Below are 21199 nucleotides of genomic sequence, written 5' to 3' on the forward strand. Positions count from 1 at the left end.
TTTCCGTGTGATCTTCAAGCGCATCGGTAACGGGCGGCCGTATCCCGACCACGGCCGGGAAAGCACACGGCAGTGGGCGGATGTCGCGCCGCGCCCGGTCCGCCTCGATCAGCTCGTGACGACCAAGGGTCAGCTCGATCTGGAAACGCTGCTGGCCGAGGACTCGACCTTCTACGGCGACCTCTTCGCGCATGTCGTGAAGTGGCAGGGCGACCTCTATCTCGAGGACGGCCTGCACCGCGCCGTACGCGCCGCGCTCCAGCAGCGCCAGGTGCTGCACGCCCGCGTCCTCGAACTCGGCTGACCCGCACAACTCGCCGCGAGGCGCTCGCCGAGAGGTCGGCCACTGACCCTTTCGGGCTCTTTCGAAGTCCGTACGGACGCAATCGGTTGATCGTTTAGTAGGCATGGACTCCGGGTCGCACTACGCTGCGCCCATGAGCATGCTCACTCCCCCCGGCATGGGCGGAAAGTACCGCATCACGGGCGACAAGTACCCCCGCATGCGACGCCCCCGCAATCGCCGCAGGATCGTCACGGCAGTCGTTGCCGCGGTCGTCGCCCTCGGGCTGGCCGGGTGGGGAACGCTGCAGCTCATCGACGTCTTCACCAGTGACGGGAAGAAGACGTCGGCGAGCCACAAGGCGAACTGCCAACCGGCTGCGAAGACCTCCGCGGCGGCTCCCGTGGCCCTCAGGCCGGGACAGATCACGGTGAACGTCTACAACGCCACTCCGCGGTCCGGTCTGGCCAAGGCGGCGGCCGACGAACTCAAGAAACGCGGCTTTGCCATCGGCAAGGTGGGCAACGCGCCGGCCGCCTACGACAAGAAGGTTCCGGGCATCGGGATACTGCTCGGCGCGCCGACGGCGTCGAAGGGTCCGTTCTCGGTCCTCGGCACCCAGCTGAGGGGTGCGACGACCAAGACGGACGCACGCAAGACGGCGGACGTGGACCTGATTCTCGGTACGCGCTTCACGGCGCTCACGGCCAAGCCGGACGCGGACCAGGCGCTGACGGTGCTCGCGAAGCCCGCACCCGCTCCCGCCGGGAAGTGCTGAGAGGCCACTCCCGGCACCGAGGCGCCACCGCACGACAAGGCCGCCGGGACACGGTCGTCCCGGCGGCCGAAATCGCCCGGATCAGTTCCTAGTCGACCGTGCCGTACATGCGGTCGCCCGCGTCGCCGAGGCCCGGGACGATGTAGCCGTGCTCGTTCAGGCGCTCGTCCACGGACGCCGTGACGACGGTGACCGGGGTGCCGGCGAGCTCGCGCTCCATCATCTCGACACCCTCGGGCGCCGCCAGCAGCACGACCGCCGTCACATCGTCCGCGCCGCGCTTGATCAGCTCGCGGATCGCCGCGACCAGCGTGCCGCCGGTGGCCAGCATCGGGTCGAGGACGTAGACCTGCCGGCCCGAGAGGTCCTCGGGCATCCGGGTCGCGTACGTCGACGCCTCCAGCGTCTCCTCGTTGCGGATCATCCCGAGGAAGCCCACTTCGGCGGTCGGCAGCAGGCGCACCATGCCGTCCAGCATGCCGAGGCCGGCCCGCAGGATCGGCACGACCAGCGGGCGCGGGTGCGAGAGCTTGACGCCCGTCGTCCCGGTCACCGGGGTCACGATGTCCACCTGCTCGGTGCGCACGTCCCGGGTCGCCTCGTACGCGAGCAGGGTGACCAGCTCGTCGGCGAGACGCCGGAAGGTCGGGGAGTCGGTGCGCCTGTCGCGCAGCGTGGTGAGTTTGTGCGCCACCAGGGGGTGGTCGACGACGTGGATCCGCATGGCGTCAACAGTAGCCCGCGCTCGCATCAAGGCAGGTTCCGGAGGGAAGGTGGAGGAGATCCCCCCAGGCCCCGGGGCCGAGGGGAAGACGGATCAAGCCGTGGGGTGGTGTGTGGGCGATGCCTGAGCCCGAGGGTGAGCAGCACGACATAGGGAGCGAGAGCGAGAGCGAGGCGGCGCGCAGGAGGCGGCGCGCCCAGTTCCTCCGTGAGCTCCACGAGGCCAAGGCGCTGCGCGACCGTGTGCAGCCGCGCCGGGCCCGTGCGGCACGGATGCGTCAGCAGATGCGCATGCGCACGTTCCGCTGGTGACGGGCCCACGCAAACGGTGCCTGTGAGAACTGATGGCCGACGCAACGACGGAAGACCTCTCGCAATGGCCCGCTTTCTGCCACGATTCCGAGAGGGCGGGGCACGCTCAGCGCACCGCCGGTCGTCACACCTCTGATCAGTGGGAGAGTCACGGTGTACTTCGCCGCACTGCTCGCGCGCACTCATGACGGGTGGGAAGCGAGCGACACAGAGCTCGACGATGTGGAGACGCTGTCGGATCTGACCGACCTGGCACGTGAGGCCTCGGTGGACGAGGACACGGTGCTCGTCTTCATCGAGCAGGAGGACGCCTGGTTCGGCATCGTCCGGGTGGAGGGCGAGGAGGATCCTCGTATCTTCGTCTCGGACGCCGCCGCCGCCGCGCGCTCCTCCTACGGGGAGATCCTCACCAACGAATTGCTCGGCGGGGACGATGATGACCCGGCCGACGATCTGGACACCCTGGACCTCGACGGCACCGAGGACGGCGAGGCGGACGAGGACGACGACGAGGAAGCCGTCGACCCCATCTCCGCGCTCGACACCGTGCCCGCGGGACCGGTCGGTGACCGCGACATCCTGACGGACCTCGGTCTGTCGGAGAAGGAGCTGCTGGCACTGGATACGGAGGCACTGCCGGAGATCGCCGAGTCGCTGGGCGCGGCCGAGGTTCTGGAGACCGTTCGCTAGTGACGGGAGCGGCACCCGATCGCGTACCGACAGGCTCGGACCCGGTACGCGGACCCTGGGAGGCGCCGATGCGCGCCGCCCTGGCGGAGGCGGAGCGTGCGGCGCTGTCCGGCGATGTGCCGGTCGGCGCCCTCGTGCTGGGCGAGGACGGCACGGTGCTCTCCGCCGGGCACAACGAACGCGAGCTGACGGGCGATCCGACGGCCCACGCCGAGGTCCTGGCGATCCGCAGGGCCGCCGAGCGCCTCGGCAGCTGGCGGCTGACCGGCTGCACGCTGGTCGTGACGCTGGAGCCGTGCACCATGTGCGCGGGCGCGATCGTGCAGTCCCGGGTGGACCGGGTGGTCTACGGCGCCCGGGACGAGAAGGCGGGCGCCGCGGGTTCGCTGTGGGACGTCGTACGGGACAGACGGCTCAACCACCGGCCCGAGGTGGTGCTCGGCGTGCTCGAGCAGGAGTGCGCGGCGCTCCTGACGGCCTTCTTCCGCGAGCGCTGAGCAAGGATCCGGATACCGATTTCGGAGCACGGCCCACCTTGGGCTAAGCTCTCTCCCGGTAGCGTGTCCGAGCGGCCGAAGGAGCTCGCCTCGAAAGCGAGTGTGGGGAAACTCACCGAGGGTTCAAATCCCTCCGCTACCGCTCTCGGCAAAGGGTCCGGCTCATCGAGCCGGGCCCTTTCGTCTGTTCCGGGACCACTCGTACGGACCTGTCCCGCGGGCCCGGGACCCCGTCGGCAACCGGCCACGATCACCGGGTTCTTGGTCCGGAAAGGCTCGGTTAGACTCACGCGACTCCACGAACGGGGGAGGCGCAGGGGCCAGGGGACGCAGGGAGCAAGGGCTGATGGTGCAGACGAAGAAGATCGCTGTCTATGTCGTCGTCGTCTTCGTGCTCTACACGATCATCACGTCTCCGGAGAAGGCCGCCGACCTGGTCCAGATAGGGTTCGAGGGCATTTCGACCGCCGCGCAGGGCGTCGGGGACTTCATGACCGAGCTCGTCAATTAGGGTCTGTCGCTGATCCGAACGACAGGCCCCCGGGTCTGTCGGTGGTCCGAACGACCGACGCTGGGAGCGCCCCTTGATCCGCCATCTGGTCCTGTTCAAGCTCAACGAAGGAGTGGGGCGCGACGAGCCCCGGGTGATCGCCGGCGCGCAGGCCTTCCGGGAGCTGGACGGGCTCGTGCCCGAGCTGGAGTTCTGGGAGTGCGGCTGGAACATCACCGACCGGCCGATCGCCTACGACTTCGCCATCAACTCCGCCGTCGCCGACGGCGATGCGCTGAAGCGGTACATCGAGCATCCGGCCCATCAGGCTGCCGCCGGACAGTGGCGTGAGTTCGCCACCTGGGTGATCGCCGACTACGAGTTCTGAACCACCTGCTTCTCCGGCCCTCCGCCCGCTGGGCGGGGGGTTTTTGAGGTTTAGATCACAACTTGCCGTCAACACGGTGTTTTCGGGTGCTTGCACACAGTGGACATGTCTTGTGATGCTATGACCGCTTTTGACGGATGAGTTGACCGTAGTTGACCGCAAAGGGGTGGCGTGACCGTGCCGGCCAGTACTGCGCCTCAGGTGTTGCCCCAGAACGAGCGGCCGGACGACCCGCCCGCCACCGCGCGGCCACAGAGCAGGGGCGCCGACACCAGGGCCCTGACACAGGTGCTCTTCGGTGAGCTCAAGGACCTGGAGCCCGGCACCCCGGAACACTCCCGGGTGCGTGGGGCGCTGATCGAGGCGAACCTCCCGCTGGTGCGCTACGCCGCCGCCCGCTTCCGCTCCCGCAACGAGCCGATGGAGGACGTCGTCCAGGTCGGCACGATCGGCCTCATCAACGCCATCGACCGCTTCGACCCGGACCGCGGAGTGCAGTTCCCGACCTTCGCGATGCCCACGGTGGTCGGCGAGATCAAACGTTACTTCCGCGACAACGTACGGACCGTCCATGTGCCGCGGCGGCTGCACGAGCTGTGGGTCCAGGTCAACGGCGCCACCGAGGACCTGACGACCGCTCACGGCCGCTCCCCGACGACCGCCGAGATCGCCGAGCGGCTGAAGATCGGCGAGGACGAGGTGCTGGCATGCATCGAGGCCGGCCGTTCGTACCACGCGACCTCGCTGGAGGCGGCGCAGGAGGGTGACGGGCTGCCCGGCCTGCTGGACCGGCTCGGTTACGAGGACCCCGCCCTCGCGGGCGTCGAACACCGGGATCTCGTACGGCATCTGCTCGTACAACTGCCCGAACGGGAACAGCGCATCCTGATGCTGCGGTACTACAGCAATCTGACGCAGTCACAGATCAGCCAGGAGCTGGGAGTCTCCCAGATGCATGTGTCAAGACTTCTGGCGCGCAGCTTCGCCCGATTGCGATCCGCAAACAGGATCGAGGCGTAGCCGGAACGGGTATACCCCGGTCGGACGCTTTTCATCGGGCCCACATCCGTACACCCCCTGCCGCCTGCGGAGTTTGGCCCATTACTTGTCGACATGTCACTACAGCGTGTTGCCGACATGTGACATTCTGCCGGAGACGCGTTTGCCGCAGCCTCGCCGCCGGTATTTCAGGGGAAGCTGCGTTCCTCCGTTGGTCGCGGCCACCGCGACCGTCCGCGACCTCAAGGGGGTGGCATGTCCGCAGAACAGGGCAGCTCGAAGGTGCTTACGCTCACAAAGAGCGCTCCCGCACCTGTCACGCCTGACAGCTCGGAGGCCATCGACACTCGCACTCTGTCCCGCTCCCTGTTTCTGCGGCTGCGCGCACTCGACGCGCAGAACGCCGAGGGCGCGGGCGACACCCCGGAGCGCACCTATGTGCGCGACACCCTCATCGAGCTCAATCTCCCCCTGGTGCGTTACGCGGCGGCGCGGTTCCGCTCCCGCAACGAACCGATGGAGGACATCGTCCAGGTCGGGACCATCGGTCTGATCAAGGCGATCGACCGCTTCGACTGCGAACGAGGCGTGGAGTTCCCGACGTTCGCCATGCCGACGGTCGTCGGCGAGATCAAGCGCTTCTTCCGCGACACCTCGTGGTCGGTGCGGGTGCCGCGCCGGCTCCAGGAGCTGCGGCTCGCGCTCACCAAGGCGAGCGACGAGCTGGCGCAGAAGCTGGACCGCTCCCCGACCGTGCCCGAACTCGCGGCCGTGCTCGGGGTCTCCGAGGAGGACGTGGTCGACGGCCTGGCCGTCGGAAACGCCTACACGGCGTCCTCGCTGGACTCGCCGTCCCCCGAGGACGACGGCGGCGAGGGCTCGCTGGCGGACCGTCTGGGGTACGAGGACTCGGCGCTCGAGGGCGTGGAGTACCGCGAGTCCCTGAAGCCGCTGCTGGCCAAACTCCCGCCCCGGGAGCGGCAGATCATCATGCTGCGGTTCTTCGCGAACATGACGCAGTCCCAGATCGGCGAGGAGGTCGGCATCTCGCAGATGCACGTCTCCCGGCTGCTGACCCGCACGCTCGCGCAGCTGCGGGAGGGACTGATCTCCGACTGACGTCCGCCGGCCCGGCCCGGTCGCCGATCCGGCGGCTGCGGCCGGGTTCCTTATTGACGGTCCGTCAGACACACTGACGCGATGCGACGACGTCCCAGAACGGCTCTCGTGGCGGTGGCGCTCTGCCTCGGCGGCACGCTGACAGCGTGCGGCAGCGGCGGCGACGACGGATACGCGGCGGTCGGTGCCGCGGGTTCGGGGCCCGAGAGAGGGCCCACGGCCGCGGTTCCGCCGAAGGGTGACGTGATCCTGGTACCGCTGGACGGGACCACCGGGCCCGGTGAGCCACCGGGCGCGACACCGCCGAAGGGCGGGCAGCCGTCCGGTACGCCGTCCGCGGGCGGCGACGGAAGTGGCGCGGGCGGTACGGGAGATGGCCCCGGAAGCTCCAGCGCTTCGGCGGGCGGCACAGGTACTCCGGGTGCTGGAGGTCCGGCCTCCGGCAGTCCGGGCGGGAGCGCCTCGGGCGGACCGGGCGCTTCGGGAGGATCCGGCGGCACGGACACACCCGGCCGGCCCGGCACACCGCCCGCCGAACCACCCTCGAAGCCCACACCGGAGCCCCCGCCGGGACCCGCCGTGCTCAGCGTCGGCGAACCGGTGCGCGCGGCACTCGACCGCCGCTGGTGCGAGCAGGTCACCGTGACGTTCCGCAACACCGGCCGGTCGCCGGTGGCTTCGGGCACGGTCACCTTCGCCACGCACATCATCGGCGCGCTCGGCATCGACTGGGCGACCGTCCGGTCCGCTCAGCCCCTGCCCGCGCCGATCGCCGCGGGGGCGGCGCGCACACAGGCGTACACCGTGTGTGTGGACGCCTGGCGGGTGCCGCTGGGCATGCACATCGAGACCCAGGACGTCACCGCCACCTGGACCTGACGGACGCGCGGCCGCGGTGACGTACCGGTGAGGTGCCTCGTACGTTTCCCCGACGTCTTCGGTGACGTGAGGAAGCGGGCGGGTCAGCCCAGGGCGAGCCAGGCCACCGCGCCGAGGATCACGACGGCGGCGATGACGCCGACGATGAGCCCGACGCGCGAACCGGACTGGGCGGTGGCCGCCGGCTGCCGGGTCTGCGGCGCGCCCTCGTCGACGAACGCGCGGAACATCTGGGTGCTGCCCGCCGGGTCGTAGTTGCCCTCGGGGCCCTGACCTTGGGGAGCGTGGGGGTTGTGTGCCATGGGGCAGGACCCTAGCGAACGCAGGTGTCCTGCCCAACCCCGGGCGAGCGACGGACCGCTCCCCGGGTGCGCCATGACCGGGCGCATGCGAAGCCTTTTGAGTTCCTTTACTACTGCAAGCCCCGCTTTCGTTTGCCTTCAGCAACCAATAACTTCTATGGTTGCCCTAAGCAACAAGATGTCGGGAGGGGTACGGCCATGGCCGCACAGAGTCAGTACGCGGAACTGGCCCGGCAGCTCAGTGCCATCGGCGCGATCAAGCGCGGACTGGCACGGATGCTCCCCGCCGAGTGCCCGTCCGGCACGGCCGCCGTACTGACCCTGCTGGACCGGCACGGCGAGATGCGGATGAGCCGGCTGGCCGAGCTGCTGGCCGTCGACATGTCGGTGACCAGCCGGCATGTGGCCCATGCGGCGGAACGCGGATGGATCGAGCGCTCCCCCGACCCGGGCGACCGGCGCTCCCGCATCCTCCGGCTGACCCCCGCGGGGCTGGACATGCTCGACGAGCTCGCCCGGCGGACGACGGACATGTTCGCCCACAACCTCGAGGACTGGTCCGACGACGACGTCGGACAGCTGATCGTGATGCTGGCGCGCCTGCGCGACTCCTTCGGAGACTGCCGGGCGCGCCACCACGACGAGCCGCACTCCCGTACATCCGTGTGACAAGACGTAAGAAAAGGAACTTCATGGCTACGACCACACCGTCCGGTGTGCGGGGCGGCCACGCCAAGCACGGCGCTCAACCCGCCGGCGACGGCACGCCGATGACCCACCGGCAGATCATGGAAGCGCTGTCCGGGCTGCTGCTCGGCATGTTCGTCGCCATCCTGTCGTCCACCATCGTCTCCAACGCCCTGCCCGAGATCATCACGGACCTCGGCGGCGGCCAGAGCGCCTACACCTGGGTGGTCACGGCCGCACTGCTGTCGATGACCGCGACCACCCCGCTGTGGGGCAAGCTCGCGGACCTCTTCAGCAAGAAGCTGCTGGTCCAGATAGCGCTCGTCATCTACATGGCGGGCTCGGTGGTCGCCGGCCTCTCGCAGAACACCAGCATGCTCATCGCGTGCCGCGTCGTGCAGGGCATCGGCGTCGGTGGCCTGACGGCACTCGCGCAGATCATCATGGCCGCCATGATCGCCCCGCGTGAGCGGGGCCGGTACAGCGGTTACCTCGGCGCGACGTTCGCTGTCGCAACCGTCGGCGGTCCTCTGCTCGGCGGCATCATCACCGACACCGAGTGGCTCGGCTGGCGCTGGTGCTTCTACGTCGGTGTGCCCTTCGCGATCATCGCGCTGATCGTGCTCCAGAAGACGCTGAAGCTGCCGGTCGTGAAGCGCCAGGTCAAGGTCGACTGGGCGGGTGCCCTCTTCATCAGCGCCGCGGTCTCGCTGCTGCTGGTCTGGGTGACCTTCGCCGGTGACAAGTACGACTGGATCTCATGGCAGACCTACGCCATGGTCGGCGGCTCGATCGCCCTCGGGCTGCTCTTCCTGCTCATCGAGTCCAGGGCGAGCGAGCCGATCATCCCGCTGCGGCTGTTCCGCAACCGCACGATCACGCTGGCCTCGCTGGCCTCGCTCTTCGTCGGTGTCGCGATGTTCGCCGGCACCGTGTTCTTCAGCCAGTACTTCCAACTGGCACGCGACAAGTCGCCGACGATGTCCGGCGTGATGACCATTCCGATGATCGCCGGTCTGTTCGTCTCCTCCACGGTCTCGGGCCAGGTCATCACCAAGACGGGCCGCTGGAAGGCCTGGCTGGTCGGCGGCGGTGTGCTCGTGACCGGCGGCCTCGGTCTGCTCGGCACGATCCGGTACGACACGGAGTACTGGCACATCGCGATCTTCATGGCCGTCATGGGCCTCGGTCTCGGCATGATGATGCAGAACCTGGTGCTCTGCACGCAGAACCAGGTCGCGCCCGAGGACCTCGGCTCCGCCTCCTCCGTCGTCACCTTCTTCCGCTCGCTGGGCGGTGCGATCGGCGTCTCCGCGCTGGGCGCGGTGCTCGCCAACCGGGTCACGCACTACGTCAAGGACGGACTCGCCGAACTCGGTCCGCAGGGCGCGGCGCTGGGCCACGGCGGCACGGCCGGCGGGGGCATCCCCGACCTGGACACGCTGCCCGGCCCGATCCGTACGGTGATGGAGACCGCGTACGGACACGGCATCGCCGACATCTTCCTGTTCTCGGCGCCCTTCGCCCTGCTGGCCTTCCTCGTGACCCTGTTCATCAAGGAGGTCGCACTGAAGAGCCACGCGTCGTCGGAGTCCTCCGAGCCGGCGATGTCCCCGGCGCCCGCGGCGTCCGTGGAGGCATCGGTCGGCGCACCCGCTGCCGCCCTGTCCCTGGCGGCCGACGCCCCGGTCGCGGTCGTCGCCGCCCCGGTCGGCCCGTCCGTGCACGGTGTGGTGCGCGGCAACGAGGGTGCGGCGGTGCCGCAGGCAGCCGTCACCCTGATCTCGCCGGCCGGCCGCCAGCTCGGCCGCTCGGTCTCCCAGCACGACGGCAGCTACGCACTGGACGCTCCCGGCGCCGGTTCGTACGTCCTGATCGCCTCCGCCGACGGCTTCCAGCCGCAGGCCTCCACGGTGGTCGTCGGTGACGACCCGGTGGCGTTCGACATCCTGCTCTCGGGCACGAGCGGACTCGCCGGCATCGTGCGGGCCGCCGACAGCGGCCTGCCGGTCGACGGCGCGATGGTCATCGTCACGGACGTCCGCGGCGATGTGCTGGGCACCGGAAAGACCACCGTGCAGGGCGACTTCGCCTTCGCGGAGCTCGTACCGGGTGCGGTGACCGTCGCCGTGAACGCCACCGGCTTCCGGCCGCTGGCCCTCCCCGTGGAGATCGGCGGCCAGGGCGTGACCCGGGTCGAGGCCGTCCTCCAGGCAGGGGCGCTCGTCCGCGGAACCGTCCGCGGCGGCCCGGACCGCCGGCCGCTGGCCGACGCACGGGTCACCCTGGTCGACGCCGCCGGCAACGTGGCCGCCACCTCGACGACCGGGGACGACGGGGCGTACGCCTTCGCCGACCTGGACGCGGGGGAGTACACGGTCATCGCGACCGGCTATCCGCCGGTGGCCGGAGCGCTGAGCGTGGCCGGCGGCGGGGTCGACGGCCACGACATCGAACTCGCCCACCCGGGCGAGTAGTTCGGACCCCCGGGCAGCTGCGCTCTGTAGCGGAAGCGCGCGCCCGGGGCCGGGGCGGCAGGCAGGGGACGGCCTGCCGCCCCGGCAATTTTTCGCAAGGAGAGAAACGGGATGGGACTTCGCGCACAGGTACGGACGCGGGACGGCTGGGCCGTCCAGCACGCGGTCGTGACGGTCACCGACATGACCGGCGCACAGGTGCTGCGGGAGACGGCGGACGCGGACGGCGCGGTGCGCTCGGCGGCCCCGCTGTCCGCGGGCGCCTACACGGTCGTCGTCACGGCGCTCGGTTACGCGCCGGCCGCGTCGACCGCGATGGTCACCGCGAGCGGGCGCGCCGAGATCGGCACGGTCGTACTGGCCCGCCAGGGCGGCGCCGAACTGCCACCGCCGGGCACCTGGTCCATCGACCCCGCCCACTCCTCCGTGGGCGCGGTCGCCCAGCACCTCGGCATCTCCTCGGTGAGCGGCCGGTTCACCGACTTCGGCGGCCGGATCGCGATCGCGCCGGACCTCGGCTCCTCGCGGGTCGAGGCGGTGATCCGGGCGGCCACCATCGACACGGGCAACGGCCTGCGCGACAAGCACCTGCGCTCGCCGGACTTCCTGGACGTCGAGCAGTACCCGGAGATCGTCTACCGCAGCCACGGTCTGACACCGACCGGCACGGACCGCTGGACGGTGCACGGCGCGCTGTCCCTGCACGGTGTCGTACGGGACGTGGACCTGGACCTCGCGTACCTCGGCACCGGCCCCGATCCGTGGGGCGGCGTCCGGGCGGCCTTCCGGGCGACCACCGAGCTGCACCGGGAGGACTTCGCGATGAACTACAACCAGGTGGTCCAGGCGGGGATCTCCGCGATCGGCACGACCCTCAAGATCGAGCTGGCGATCCAGGCGGTCCAGGGCGACGCGCTGCCGGGCGCCTGAGGATTGGGTCCCAAAGGACGGGCGCCCGAGGATTAGGCTGCGGCCATGGCACCCAACATCGCCACCAACACCACGGTGGAACTGGACGAGTTGCTGGAGTTCGTACGCCCCCGGCACCGGGCGATCCTGCTGACGGCCCGTGCGGACGGGTCACCGCAGGGCTCCCCGCTCACGTGCGGGGTGGACGACTCGGGCCGGATCGTGATGTCGACGTACCCCGAGCGCGCGAAGACCCGCAACGCGAAGCGGAATCCGCGGGTGAGTGTGATCGTCCTGTCGGACGACTGGGACGGGCCGTGGGTCCAGATCGACGGCGACGCGGAAGTCATCGACGCGCCGGACTCGGTGGAACCGCTGGTGGAGTACTTCCGCAACATCTCGGGGGAGCATCCGGACTGGGCGGAGTACCGGGAGGCGATGCGGAAGCAGGGGAAGTCGATCATCCGGGTGACGCCGGGGCGGTGGGGGCCGATCGCGAAGGGCGGCTTCCCGGCCCGCCTCAGCGGCTCCTGAGGGCGCTCCAGCCCCACCGAGCTGTGCGGGCCGCGGGCTGGCAGACGCGCATTCAGCAAGCCAGCCTCGCCGGGTTGTGCGGGCCGTTCCAGCCCCGCGGGTCTGTGCGGGCAAATCCAGCCCCGCGGGCATGGGGTGATCAGCCGGGCCATCCAAGCCCCGCCGGCGATTGAGGCGCGGGGTCCGGGGCAGAGCCCCGCAACGAGCCCGCGCCACGAAGCCACCCCCCGCCCGGGACTGTCCCGCATGCCCTACGGGCATGTCCTCAATCGCCGGACGGGCTTGAAGTGAACGCCCTTGGCAGCACCTAGCCCCTTCGACTGGACCGGGTCAATCCGGCCTCGGGGCGGATGATCAGCCGGGCCATTCCAGCCCCGCGGGTCTGTGCGGGCAAATCCAGCCCCGCGGGCATGGGGTGATCAGCCGGGCCATCCAAGCCCCGCCGGCGATTGAGGCGCGGGGTCCGGGGCAGAGCCCCGCAACAAGCCCGCAGGCTGAAGGTGCAGCCCCCTGACCGGCTCAGAGTCAGCCGCACGCGTGCGCAGCCGCACGCTCCGCTCCGTCACACCGCGCGAGCCACCATCGCTTCGATGCCCGCCACCAACAGCTCCAGCGCGAAGTCGAAGTCCCTCTCCCTCATCTCCGCCACCGTCTCCCCGCCCCGCGCCTTCATCAGTTCCGCCGCGTTTCCGAAATGCCGGCTGAAGTCCGGCTGTTCGCTGATCGAGCCCATCGCCTCGCGGAAGTACTCGTCCTGGCTCAGGCCCGCCGCCGCGCAGCGCTGGATGAAATGGCCCTCGATCGTGCCGAAGCCGTAGACGAACTGGAAGACCGCCGACAGCCCGCCCATCTGGCCGTGCGGCGGAAGTCCCGTGTTGCGCATGACCTCCTGGACCGCCAGCGAGAAGCCCATCGAGTGCGGGCCGATGTTCAGGAACGTGCCGATCAGCGCCGAGACCCACGGGTGGCGCACCAGCACCCCCCGGTACTCGACCGCCAGTGCGCGCAGCTGCCCGCGCCACTCGGACGCGTCGCCGACGTCGGGCAGCCGTACTTCCCCGAAGACCGCGTCCAGCGCCAGTTCCAGCAGGTCGTCCTTGGTGTCGACGTACCAGTACACGGACATCGCGGTGACATCGAGCTCGGCGGCCAGCCGGCGCATCGAGAACTTCGCCGCGCCCTCCGAGTCCAGCAGTCGTACCGTCGCGGCGATGATCTTCTCGCGGTCCAGGCCCGTCGGCTGGGCCGGTTTGCCGCCGGCGCGCCGGCCGGCCGGCTTGCCCTCCAGCCACACACTGGTCCGCGAAGGACCCTTCGCGCGGTCGGCCGCACCCACCATCGCGCCACTCTCCTCGACTCGCCCGCTCCCGATGCTATGCCGCCGCCCGCACCTCGTCTGCACGCTCCGCCCGCCGCAGCAGCATCGCGGCCAGCAGACCGCCGGCCAGCACGGCCACCGCGCCGACCAGCTGGCTTGTCTCCAGGCCGGAGGCGAACGCGTCCGAGATCCGGGCCCGCTCGGCCGGGCTCCCGGCCGCCGCGAGGGCGGCGGGCAGCGAGACGGCGCCTGCCACCGCGGGAACGAGTGCGGCGAAGCGGGAGTTCAGTACCGCGCCGAGCACGGCGACGCCGAGGCCGTTGCCGAACTCGGCCAGCGTGCCGTTCACCCCCGCGCCCACGCCCGCCTTCTCCGGAGGGATGGCCCCCATGATCGCGTTGGCCATCGCCGGCATGGAGAGCGCCACTCCCGCGCCCATCGTCACCAGGCCGAGCAGCATCCCGCCGTATCCGTCGGCGCCGAGGAGCGCGATCGACGCGAGGCCGGCCGACACCAGGGTCATACCGACGGCGATGGTCCCCGGGGTGCCGATCCTCGGCAGCAGCCGGGCTCCCACGCCGGTCAGATTGAGCGCGACGACGGTGAGCGCCAGGGGAGCGGTGCGCAGACCCGCGTCCAGCGGCCCGTATCCGAGCACGAACTGCAGATGCTGGGTGAGCAGGAACAGCGAGCCGCCCATGCCGAACGCGACGAGGATCGCCCCCGCGACCGCCCCGATGAACCGCTGGTTGCGGAAGAAGTGCATGTCCAGCATCGGATGCGGGATCCGCAGTTCCCACAGGACGAACACGCCGAGCACCAGGACACCGGTCGCCGCCGATGCCACGACCTGCGTCGAGGTCCAGCCGTGCTCGGGCCCGGAGATGATCGCGTACACGACGGCGGTCATACCGATCGTGGAGAGCAGCGCGCCAAGCAGGTCCGGCCGGTCGCCCTGCGGGTTCTTGGACTCCGGTACGAGGGCGATGACCGCGAACAGACCGATGGCCACCACGGGGATGTTGACCAGGAAGATCGCGCCCCACCAGAAGTGGTCGAGCATGACCCCACCGATCAGCGGACCGGCCGCGAACCCGAGGGAGTTGACGGTGGACCACAGGCCGATGGCCTTGACGCGCTCGGTGTCGTCGAAGATCTGCACGACCACGGCGAGGGTGGTGGTCATCAGCAGCGCACCGCCGACGCCCATACCGGCGCGTGCGGCGATCAGCTGGGTGGAGGACTGGGCGAGCCCGGCGGTGAGTGAGCCGATGCCGAACAGCGCGAGCCCTGCCACCAGCATCTTCTTGCGCCCGTAGCGGTCGGCCGCGTTGCCCGCGGTGAGCAGCAGGCCGGACTGCACGAGTGAGTAGGCGTTGATCATCCACTGGATGTCGGCGGTGGAGGCGTCGAGTTCCCGTGTGAGGGAGGGGATGGCGACGCTCAGGACGGTGTTGTCGAGCAGCACCGTGAGCTGGGCGAGGCAGATCACGCCGAGGATGATCCAGCGCTGCGGATGGCGGCCCGGGAGGGCGGTGCCGGTCTCGGTGGCCGTGGCCGTCATACGCACTCCTTGTACGGTGTACGGGGGATATCCCGTACACCGTACAGCAAACTCCCTTACGCCGTACAGCGACCCTGAACTGGCACTACTTCTCGGCGGTCAGGTCGTACAGGGTCGTGCCGCCCACGGTCACCTCCGTGAAGGTCGACTCGATCCACGAGGTGATCGCGGAGCTGCTGTTGCCACCGGGCCCGCCGCCTTGTCCGCCCCCCTGGCCGCCCTGGCCGCCCTGGCCGCCCGCGACGAAGTAGTGGATCTTCCCTGCGGCGACGTACTCCTTGAACTGCGCGAGCGTCGGGGACGGGTCGCTGCCGTTGAAGCCGCCGATCGCCATCACCGGCTCACCGCTGGCGAGTTGGTAGCCGGCCGCGTTCTGGGAGCCGATGGCCGCGGCGGCCCAGGTGTAGTCGCCCGCGTTCTGCCGCAGTGTCGCCTCGGCCTCGGAGCTCACGGTCGCTCCGTTGAGCAGGCCGCCCATGCCGCCTCCCCCGCCTCCCCCGCCGCCCTCGCGAGCGCCGCCGTCGCCCGCACCGCCGGGCCCCATGCCCTGGCGCTGCGCCGGACCGCCCTGCCCGGGAAGGCCGTTCGGGGGCTGAGCCGCCCCGCCACCGGGACCTCCCTGTTGTCCCTGGCCCTGCTGCCCCGGCGGCACCCGTCCACCGTCGCCGCCCGGCCCGGCGGCGCGCATGCCCCCACCGCCCCGCGCCGCCGCGGGACCGGCGGTCACGATCGAGCCGGCGTGCCCCTCGTTCACGGTCGTGAGGGAGTACGCCACCGGTCCGGCCAATGCCGCGACCAGGGCAAGCGCCGCCGCGCCCAGCGACAGCCGGGGTCCCCGCCGGCCCGCACGCCCCGCGAGCAGAAGCCCTGCCGCAGCCGCCAGGCCGCCGATGAGCACCGCCCAGCGCAGCCACGGCAGATAGTCGGGGGTCCGGCCGAGCAGGGTGAAGGACCACACGGTTGTCACCGCGACCGTCACGATCAGTGCCGCCGAGGCCGCGAACGCGTGCCGTTCCTCCCACAGGACGGTGACGCCCATGCCGACCAGGGCCGCGATGGAGGGGGCCAGCGCCACCGTGTAGTACTCGTGGAAGATCCCCGCCATGAAGCTGAAGACCGCCGCGGTCATCAGCAGCGAACCGCCCCACACCAGGAACGCCGACCGCGCGGTGTCCGTCCGCCCGGCCCGCGAGGTGACGACGAGACCCGCGACGAGCAGCAGCAGGGCCGCGGGCAGCAGCCAGGAGATCTGGCCGCCGATCGACGCGTCGAACATCCGGCCGATGCCGCTGCTCCCCCAGCGGCCCCCGCCACCACCACCGCCGCCGCCCACACTGCCGACCTCGTCGCCGTTGATCCGGCCGAGGCCGTTGTAGCCGAAGGTCAGCTCCAGGAAGCTGTTGTTCTGGGAGCCGCCGATGTACGGGCGCGAGGAAGCGGGCCACAGCTCGACGATCGCCACCCACCAGCCGCCCGCGGCGACGATCGCGAGCCCGCCGAGGGCGAGCTGGCCGAGCCGGCGCCGCAGCGTCGTCGGCGCGCACACCGCGTACACCAGTGCCAGGGGCGGCAGGATCAGGAACGCCTGGAGGGTCTTGGTCAGGAACGCGAACCCGATCGCCACACCCGCCCCGACCAGCCATGTCGTCCGCGCACCCTCCAGCGCACGCAGCACGCAGTAGACGGCGACCGTCATCAGCAACGCCAGCAGCGCGTCGGGGTTGTTGAAGCGGAACATCAGCGCGGCGACGGGCGTCACGGCCAGCACGGCGCCCGCGATCAGCCCGGCCGCGGGAGTGAAGCGCCGGCGCACCGCCGCGTACACCACCGCCACTGTGCCGACCCCCATCAGCACCTCCGGCACCAGGATCTGCCAGGAGCCGAGCCCGAAGAGCCGTACGGACAGGGCCATCGGCCACAGCGCGGCCGGGGGCTTGTCCACGGTGATCGAGTTCGCGGCGTCCGAGGACCCGAAGAAGAAGGCCTTCCAGCTCTCGCTGCCCGCCTGGACGGCGGCGGAGTAGAAGGAGTTGGCGTAGCCGGACGCGGTCAGGTCGTAGCTGTAGAGCACCGCCGTGACGAGCAGCAGACCGACGAAGGCAGGGCGTACCCAGGGGGCGTCACCGGCCCGGCCGCGCCACAGCCGGGCTGCCGTCCGGGCTCCCCGTCCGCCGGCCGCATGTCCGCCGCCGGGTGGTCCCCCGCGTCCGGGGCCTCCCTGCGCGGGCCCGGCCACCAGGCCGTCGGGACCGGACGCGTTGCCGGGCGGATCGCCAAGCGCATTGCCGGGCGCATTGCCGGGCGGGGGAGGGTAGGCGTGGCTGTCGTGTGTCGTCGTCATCGTGCGGCCCTCGGGTCGTTGTCGTGCGGGACGGCGCGCAGCTGCGCGGTGTCGTCCCAGGTGTGGTCGGAGAAGGCACATGCGTCCGGCGCGCGGTCCGGGAATCCCCGCGGCCGCGGTCCCTCATCGGGTTCCGGGACCGCCCACGTCCGGGATGCCTCACCCCGTGCCGGCGCCCCCCGCCGGTCCGGGAACACCCATGCCCGGAAGAGCAGAAAGCGCAGCACCGTCGCCGCCAGGTTCGCCGCGATCAGCACCGCCAGTTCGGTGCCGTGCGAGGCATCGCCTGCGGCCGCGTCCAGCGCCGCCAGCGAACCGCTCGTCAGCGCGAGCCCGATGGCGAACACGACCAGGCCCTGCGCCTGGTGCCGTACCGCTCGGTCCCGCCCCCGCACACCGAAGGTGAGCCGCCGGTTGGCCGCCGTGTTGGCGATCGCCGACAGCAGCAGCGCGCCTGCGTTGGCCGTCTGCGGGCCGGCTCCCAGCCGGAACGCGGAGTACAGCAGCAGATAGAGCAGCGTGGAGAGCGCGCCCACCGCGCAGAAGCCGACCAGCTGACGCGCCAGCGAGCCGGGCACCCCGCTGAGCTGCCGGTCGCGCGGGTCGTCGCCGAAGGGGCGGGCCAGCCGGTCCAGCGGCAGCGCGCCGACCGCCAGGGCCCGTCCCACCCGCCAGACGCCCTTGAGGTCCTCGGTCGCCGTGCTCACGATGTGCACGGTCGAGTCCGGGTCGTCCACCCAGTCGACCGGCACCTCGTGGATGCGCAGTCCGGCGCGCTCTGCCAGCACCAGCAGCTCGGTGTCGAAGAACCAGCCGGTGTCCTCGACCATCGGCAGCAGCCGCTCGGCGACTTCGCGCCGTATCGCCTTGAACCCGCACTGGGCGTCCGAGAACCGCGCGGCGAGCGAGCCGCGCAGAATCAGGTTGTAGGCCCGCGAGATGAACTCCCGCTTCGGCCCGCGCACCACCCGCGACGAGCGGGCCAGCCGTGAGCCGATGGCGAGATCCGAGTGCCCGGAGATCAGCGGGGCGACGAGCGGAAGCAGCGCGTTGAGGTCGGTGGACAGATCGACGTCCATGTAGGCGAGTACGGGGGCATCGGAGTGCGACCAGACGGTCCGCAGGGCCCGCCCCCGCCCCTTCTCCTCCAGCCGGTACGACCGCACCTCGGGGACGGTCGCCGCGAGTTCGGCCGCCACCCGGGGCGTGCTGTCGGTGCTCGCGTTGTCGGCGACGGTGATGCGGAAGCCGTACGGGAAGGTCCGCGCGAGGTGTTCGCGCAGCCGCAGCACGCATCTTTCGAGGTCGGCCTCCTCGTTGTAGACCGGGATCACGACGTCGAGTACGGGCGGCCCGGCCGTGCCGGCGAGCAGATGCTCCCGGGCCGGCAGGGTTCCCTCTGGGATGTCGGTTCGCATGTCACGACACTCGTCAGGAGGGCTGTCACGGCTGTGTGATGCGCCTGTGCCCTGTCTGTGAGAGGGGATCAGTGGCGCCCGGCGGGTCGTTCCACGTGGGCAGTTCGACGCCGAACACGGTGCGCCCGGGGCGGGAGTTGACTCCGACGCGACCGCCGTGCGCGCTCACCACCGCGTCCACGATCGCCAGTCCGAGCCCGGTCGACCCCGCGGTGCGGGACCGGGACGCGTCCCCGCGCGCGAACCGTTCGAAGATGTACGGGAGCAGTTCGGGCGGGATGCCGGGCCCGTCGTCCTCCACCTCCAGCACGACGGTGGGACCGCGGTCCTGCACCCGGGCGACGACGGTCGTGCCGGGCGGTGTGTGCGTACGGGCGTTGGCCAGCAGATTGACCAGGACCTGATGGAGCCGGGCCGCGTCGCCCCCGACCGCCGCCGGTTCCACCGGGAGTTCGAGCCGCCAGGTGTGATCGGGACCGGCCGCGCGGGCGTCGCTGACGGCGTCCACGACCAGGGGAGGAAGGTCGGTGCGCTCGCGGTCGAGCGGGCGTCCCGCGTCGAGGCGCGCCAGCAGCAGCAGATCCTCGACCAGACCGGTCATCCGGGTGGCCTCGGACTCGATCCGGCCGAGGGCGTGCCGGGTGTCCGGTCCGACGGTGTCCCGGCCGCGCCGGGTGAGTTCCGCGTAACCGCGGATCGAGGCCAGTGGCGTACGCAGCTCATGGCTGGCGTCGGCGACGAACTGCCGTACCCGCGTCTCGCTCTGCTGGCGGGCGGTCAGCGCCGAACCGACATGGTCCAGCATGCGGTTGAGCGCGGCTCCGACCTGTCCGACCTCGGTGCGGGGATCGGCCTCGGCGTCCGGCACCCGCTCCAGCGGGGCGACCTCGCCGCTGTGCAGGGGGAGTTCGGAGACCCGGGTGGCGGTGGCGGCCACGCGCCGCAGCGGTCGCAGCGCGACACCGACCAGCGCGGTACCGGTGATACCGGCCGCCAGCAGGCCCGTCGCGGCCACACAGATCTCGACGAGGATCAACGTGCTCAGCGCGTCTTCCACCTCGCCGGCCGGAATCCCGACGAGAACCGTGCCTTCGCCGGCCGACCCGTTGTTCGCCGTTCCGTCACTCACGGTCCCGTCGCCCGTCGACCCCTCGGTCGTCGACCCGTCTGTCGTCGTGGGCAGGGACATCACGCGATAGCCGCCGAGCCCCGGCAGCGTGACGTCGTGCACCTCGCCGTCCGCGGGCACCGTGCCGAGCGCCCTGAGCTGCGCGGCATCGAGCGGCGTGGTGTCGTCCGGGCGGTAGCCGGGAGTGTTGTTCTCGACGGTCCTCGCGCCTTCGGACCCCGCGCTGCCACCGTCCGGTACCAACGCCCCGACCGTGCCGAAGGGCTGACCGCCGCCGCCGAGGAAGTCCAGCGGGCCCTCGGTGTCCCCGGGTACCGGGGGCGGACGTCCGGGCAGGTCGGCACGGACCGCGATGCCGCGCAGCTGGTCGTCGAGCTTTCCGTACAGATAGCTGCCGAACGCGATCGTCGTGACGGCCCCGATCACCGACGCGACCACGGCGATCAGCGCCACCGCGGACACCACCAGCCGGGTCCGCAGCGACCATCTGCGGCCGCGCATCCTCCGCACTACTCGCCGGGCTTGATCAGATACCCGGCTCCGCGCCGGGTGTGGATCATCGGCGGCCGCCCGGCGTCGATCTTCTTGCGCAGATAGGAGACGTACAGCTCGACGACGTTGGCCTGGCCGCCGAAGTCGTACGACCACACCCGGTCGAGGATCTGCGCCTTGCTGAGCACGCGCCGCGGATTGCGCATCAGATAGCGCAGCAGCTCGAACTCCGTCGCCGTCAGATGGATCGCGTCACCGGCCCGGCAGACCTCATGGCTGTCCTCGTCCAGGGTGAGATCGCCGACCGCCAGCAGCGAGGCGCTCCGCACGGCCGCCGTCCCGGAGCGCCTGATCAGTCCGCGCAGCCTCGCCACGACCTCCTCCAACGAGAAGGGCTTGGTCACATAGTCGTCGCCGCCCGCCGTGAGCCCGGCGATCCGGTCCTCGACGGCGTCCCTCGCGGTCAGGAAGAGCACCGGCACCTCGGGCATGTCACGCCGCAGGCGTCCGAGGACCGCGAGCCCATCCATGTCGGGCAGCATCACGTCCAGCACGACGGCGTCGGGCCGGAAGTCGCGCGCGGACCGGAGAGCGCCCGCGCCGTCGCCCGCGCTGCGCACTTCCCAGCCCTCGTAGCGCAGGGCCATCGACAGCAGTTCGCTCAGCGCGGTCTCGTCGTCGACGACGAGGACCCGGACGGGGCTGCCGTCCGGCCTGAGCAACTCGGTACGCCCCTGAGGCGTGGTCGCGGTCATGCGGCCAGCCTGCGACCCGGCCGTGAAAAGGCTCTTGCGCCTTTCTGTGAATTGCCTGAGAACCGGGGCGCCTCGGGGACCGCTTCTCCTCAGGGATCGCCTCAGGTCGCCTCAG

The 21199-nt window shown here is 70.9% G+C and carries 22 protein-coding genes and 1 tRNA gene; 15 read left to right on the forward strand and 8 right to left on the reverse strand.

Features of this window, described 5'->3' with window-relative positions; translation table 11 throughout:
• Positions 1-7: 7 nt before the first annotated feature.
• Complete coding sequence (locus tag OHA05_RS17465; protein ID WP_003955420.1) at positions 8-304, forward strand: type II toxin-antitoxin system VapB family antitoxin; 297 nt, start codon at positions 8-10, stop codon at positions 302-304.
• 133 nt (positions 305-437) lie between these two features.
• Complete coding sequence (locus tag OHA05_RS17470) at positions 438-1061, forward strand: LytR C-terminal domain-containing protein (protein WP_313945432.1); 624 nt, start codon at positions 438-440, stop codon at positions 1059-1061.
• Positions 1062-1149: 88 nt separating this feature from the next.
• Here the strand turns inward: OHA05_RS17470 and upp are convergent, their stop codons facing one another.
• The gene (gene upp / locus OHA05_RS17475; protein WP_313945431.1) at positions 1150-1785 is read right to left on the reverse strand and encodes a uracil phosphoribosyltransferase; all 636 of its coding nucleotides are present in this window, start codon (positions 1783-1785) and stop codon (positions 1150-1152) included.
• 119 nt (positions 1786-1904) lie between these two features.
• Between upp and OHA05_RS17480 the strand changes: the two genes are divergently transcribed.
• From OHA05_RS17480 to OHA05_RS17520, 9 genes are all read left to right on the forward strand, one after another.
• Positions 1905-2096 (forward strand): hypothetical protein, encoded by a 192-nt coding sequence (locus OHA05_RS17480; protein WP_313945430.1) that lies wholly within the window; start codon positions 1905-1907, stop codon positions 2094-2096.
• A 153-nt stretch (positions 2097-2249) separates the two neighbouring features.
• Positions 2250-2786 (forward strand): tRNA adenosine deaminase-associated protein, encoded by a 537-nt coding sequence (locus OHA05_RS17485; protein ID WP_328861099.1) that lies wholly within the window; start codon positions 2250-2252, stop codon positions 2784-2786.
• A 68-nt stretch (positions 2787-2854) separates the two neighbouring features.
• A complete protein-coding gene (gene tadA, locus OHA05_RS17490) occupies positions 2855-3283 on the forward strand; it encodes a tRNA adenosine(34) deaminase TadA (protein WP_313945428.1) in 429 nt (142 codons plus the stop codon).
• Positions 3284-3340: 57 nt separating this feature from the next.
• Positions 3341-3425, forward strand: a tRNA-Ser gene (locus tag OHA05_RS17495).
• Between the two features lie 204 nt (positions 3426-3629).
• The gene (locus tag OHA05_RS17500) at positions 3630-3794 is read left to right on the forward strand and encodes a hypothetical protein (RefSeq protein WP_313945427.1); all 165 of its coding nucleotides are present in this window, start codon (positions 3630-3632) and stop codon (positions 3792-3794) included.
• Between the two features lie 73 nt (positions 3795-3867).
• Positions 3868-4161 carry a Dabb family protein gene (locus OHA05_RS17505; protein ID WP_328861100.1) on the forward strand — a complete coding sequence of 98 codons (294 nt, stop codon included), beginning with the start codon at positions 3868-3870 and terminating at the stop codon, positions 4159-4161.
• A 177-nt stretch (positions 4162-4338) separates the two neighbouring features.
• Entirely contained in the window at positions 4339-5181 is an 843-nt protein-coding gene (locus OHA05_RS17510) for an RNA polymerase sigma factor SigF (protein ID WP_313945425.1), read from the forward strand.
• A 234-nt stretch (positions 5182-5415) separates the two neighbouring features.
• Positions 5416-6279 carry an RNA polymerase sigma factor SigF gene (locus tag OHA05_RS17515; RefSeq protein WP_313945424.1) on the forward strand — a complete coding sequence of 288 codons (864 nt, stop codon included), beginning with the start codon at positions 5416-5418 and terminating at the stop codon, positions 6277-6279.
• A gap of 81 nt (positions 6280-6360) precedes the next feature.
• Positions 6361-7158, forward strand: coding sequence for a hypothetical protein (locus OHA05_RS17520; protein WP_313945423.1), 798 nt, complete (start codon positions 6361-6363; stop codon positions 7156-7158).
• Positions 7159-7241: 83 nt separating this feature from the next.
• Here the strand turns inward: OHA05_RS17520 and OHA05_RS17525 are convergent, their stop codons facing one another.
• Entirely contained in the window at positions 7242-7460 is a 219-nt protein-coding gene (locus tag OHA05_RS17525; protein WP_313945422.1) for a hypothetical protein, read from the reverse strand.
• 198 nt (positions 7461-7658) lie between these two features.
• Between OHA05_RS17525 and OHA05_RS17530 the strand changes: the two genes are divergently transcribed.
• The 4 genes from OHA05_RS17530 (at position 7659) to OHA05_RS17545 (ending at position 12067) form a co-directional block, all read left to right on the forward strand.
• Entirely contained in the window at positions 7659-8129 is a 471-nt protein-coding gene (locus tag OHA05_RS17530; protein ID WP_313945421.1) for a MarR family winged helix-turn-helix transcriptional regulator, read from the forward strand.
• A 23-nt stretch (positions 8130-8152) separates the two neighbouring features.
• A complete protein-coding gene (locus tag OHA05_RS17535; RefSeq protein ID WP_313945420.1) occupies positions 8153-10624 on the forward strand; it encodes an MFS transporter in 2472 nt (823 codons plus the stop codon).
• Between the two features lie 111 nt (positions 10625-10735).
• Positions 10736-11554 (forward strand): YceI family protein, encoded by an 819-nt coding sequence (locus OHA05_RS17540; RefSeq protein WP_328861101.1) that lies wholly within the window; start codon positions 10736-10738, stop codon positions 11552-11554.
• Between the two features lie 45 nt (positions 11555-11599).
• Complete coding sequence (locus OHA05_RS17545; RefSeq protein ID WP_328861102.1) at positions 11600-12067, forward strand: PPOX class F420-dependent oxidoreductase; 468 nt, start codon at positions 11600-11602, stop codon at positions 12065-12067.
• Positions 12068-12629: 562 nt separating this feature from the next.
• Here the strand turns inward: OHA05_RS17545 and OHA05_RS17550 are convergent.
• The 6 genes from OHA05_RS17550 to OHA05_RS17575 all read right to left on the reverse strand — a co-directional run bounded on the left by OHA05_RS17550 (position 12630) and on the right by OHA05_RS17575 (position 21084).
• Positions 12630-13406, reverse strand: a complete 777-nt coding sequence (locus OHA05_RS17550; protein WP_313945417.1) for a TetR/AcrR family transcriptional regulator — start codon at positions 13404-13406, stop codon at positions 12630-12632.
• A 34-nt stretch (positions 13407-13440) separates the two neighbouring features.
• Positions 13441-14949 carry an MFS transporter gene (locus tag OHA05_RS17555; RefSeq protein WP_313945416.1) on the reverse strand — a complete coding sequence of 503 codons (1509 nt, stop codon included), beginning with the start codon at positions 14947-14949 and terminating at the stop codon, positions 13441-13443.
• A gap of 85 nt (positions 14950-15034) precedes the next feature.
• Positions 15035-17290: an ArnT family glycosyltransferase gene (locus OHA05_RS17560; RefSeq protein WP_328861103.1), complete on the reverse strand. Its 2256-nt coding sequence runs from the start codon at positions 17288-17290 to the stop codon at positions 15035-15037.
• Positions 17287-18708 carry a bifunctional glycosyltransferase family 2/GtrA family protein gene (locus OHA05_RS17565; RefSeq protein ID WP_328861104.1) on the reverse strand — a complete coding sequence of 474 codons (1422 nt, stop codon included), beginning with the start codon at positions 18706-18708 and terminating at the stop codon, positions 17287-17289. The genes OHA05_RS17560 and OHA05_RS17565 overlap by 4 nt, the downstream gene beginning before the upstream one ends.
• A 25-nt stretch (positions 18709-18733) precedes the next feature.
• A complete protein-coding gene (locus OHA05_RS17570; protein ID WP_328861105.1) occupies positions 18734-20338 on the reverse strand; it encodes a HAMP domain-containing sensor histidine kinase in 1605 nt (534 codons plus the stop codon).
• An 8-nt stretch (positions 20339-20346) separates the two neighbouring features.
• Positions 20347-21084, reverse strand: coding sequence for a response regulator transcription factor (locus OHA05_RS17575; RefSeq protein WP_327682558.1), 738 nt, complete (start codon positions 21082-21084; stop codon positions 20347-20349).
• Positions 21085-21199: the final 115 nt, after the last annotated feature.

It is taken from the genome of Streptomyces sp. NBC_00306 (genome assembly GCF_036169555.1).
Lineage (GTDB): Bacteria > Actinomycetota > Actinomycetes > Streptomycetales > Streptomycetaceae > Streptomyces > Streptomyces achmelvichensis.

Coding starts and splice junctions, on each gene's coding strand:
- upp (WP_313945431.1), bottom strand. CDS start 1,785: ATGCGGATCCACGTCGTCGACCACCCCCTGGTGGCGCACAAACTCACC.
- OHA05_RS17500 (WP_313945427.1), top strand. CDS start 3,630: ATGGTGCAGACGAAGAAGATCGCTGTCTATGTCGTCGTCGTCTTCGTG.
- OHA05_RS17570 (WP_328861105.1), bottom strand. CDS start 20,338: ATGCGCGGCCGCAGATGGTCGCTGCGGACCCGGCTGGTGGTGTCCGCG.
- OHA05_RS17540 (WP_328861101.1), top strand. CDS start 10,736: ATGGGACTTCGCGCACAGGTACGGACGCGGGACGGCTGGGCCGTCCAG.
- OHA05_RS17575 (WP_327682558.1), bottom strand. CDS start 21,084: ATGACCGCGACCACGCCTCAGGGGCGTACCGAGTTGCTCAGGCCGGAC.
- tadA (WP_313945428.1), top strand. CDS start 2,855: ATGCGCGCCGCCCTGGCGGAGGCGGAGCGTGCGGCGCTGTCCGGCGAT.
- OHA05_RS17470 (WP_313945432.1), top strand. CDS start 438: ATGAGCATGCTCACTCCCCCCGGCATGGGCGGAAAGTACCGCATCACG.
- OHA05_RS17530 (WP_313945421.1), top strand. CDS start 7,659: ATGGCCGCACAGAGTCAGTACGCGGAACTGGCCCGGCAGCTCAGTGCC.
- OHA05_RS17565 (WP_328861104.1), bottom strand. CDS start 18,708: ATGCGAACCGACATCCCAGAGGGAACCCTGCCGGCCCGGGAGCATCTG.
- OHA05_RS17560 (WP_328861103.1), bottom strand. CDS start 17,290: ATGACGACGACACACGACAGCCACGCCTACCCTCCCCCGCCCGGCAAT.
- OHA05_RS17555 (WP_313945416.1), bottom strand. CDS start 14,949: ATGACGGCCACGGCCACCGAGACCGGCACCGCCCTCCCGGGCCGCCAT.
- OHA05_RS17535 (WP_313945420.1), top strand. CDS start 8,153: ATGGCTACGACCACACCGTCCGGTGTGCGGGGCGGCCACGCCAAGCAC.
- OHA05_RS17550 (WP_313945417.1), bottom strand. CDS start 13,406: ATGGTGGGTGCGGCCGACCGCGCGAAGGGTCCTTCGCGGACCAGTGTG.
- OHA05_RS17520 (WP_313945423.1), top strand. CDS start 6,361: ATGCGACGACGTCCCAGAACGGCTCTCGTGGCGGTGGCGCTCTGCCTC.
- OHA05_RS17525 (WP_313945422.1), bottom strand. CDS start 7,460: ATGGCACACAACCCCCACGCTCCCCAAGGTCAGGGCCCCGAGGGCAAC.
- OHA05_RS17480 (WP_313945430.1), top strand. CDS start 1,905: ATGCCTGAGCCCGAGGGTGAGCAGCACGACATAGGGAGCGAGAGCGAG.
- OHA05_RS17515 (WP_313945424.1), top strand. CDS start 5,416: ATGTCCGCAGAACAGGGCAGCTCGAAGGTGCTTACGCTCACAAAGAGC.
- OHA05_RS17545 (WP_328861102.1), top strand. CDS start 11,600: ATGGCACCCAACATCGCCACCAACACCACGGTGGAACTGGACGAGTTG.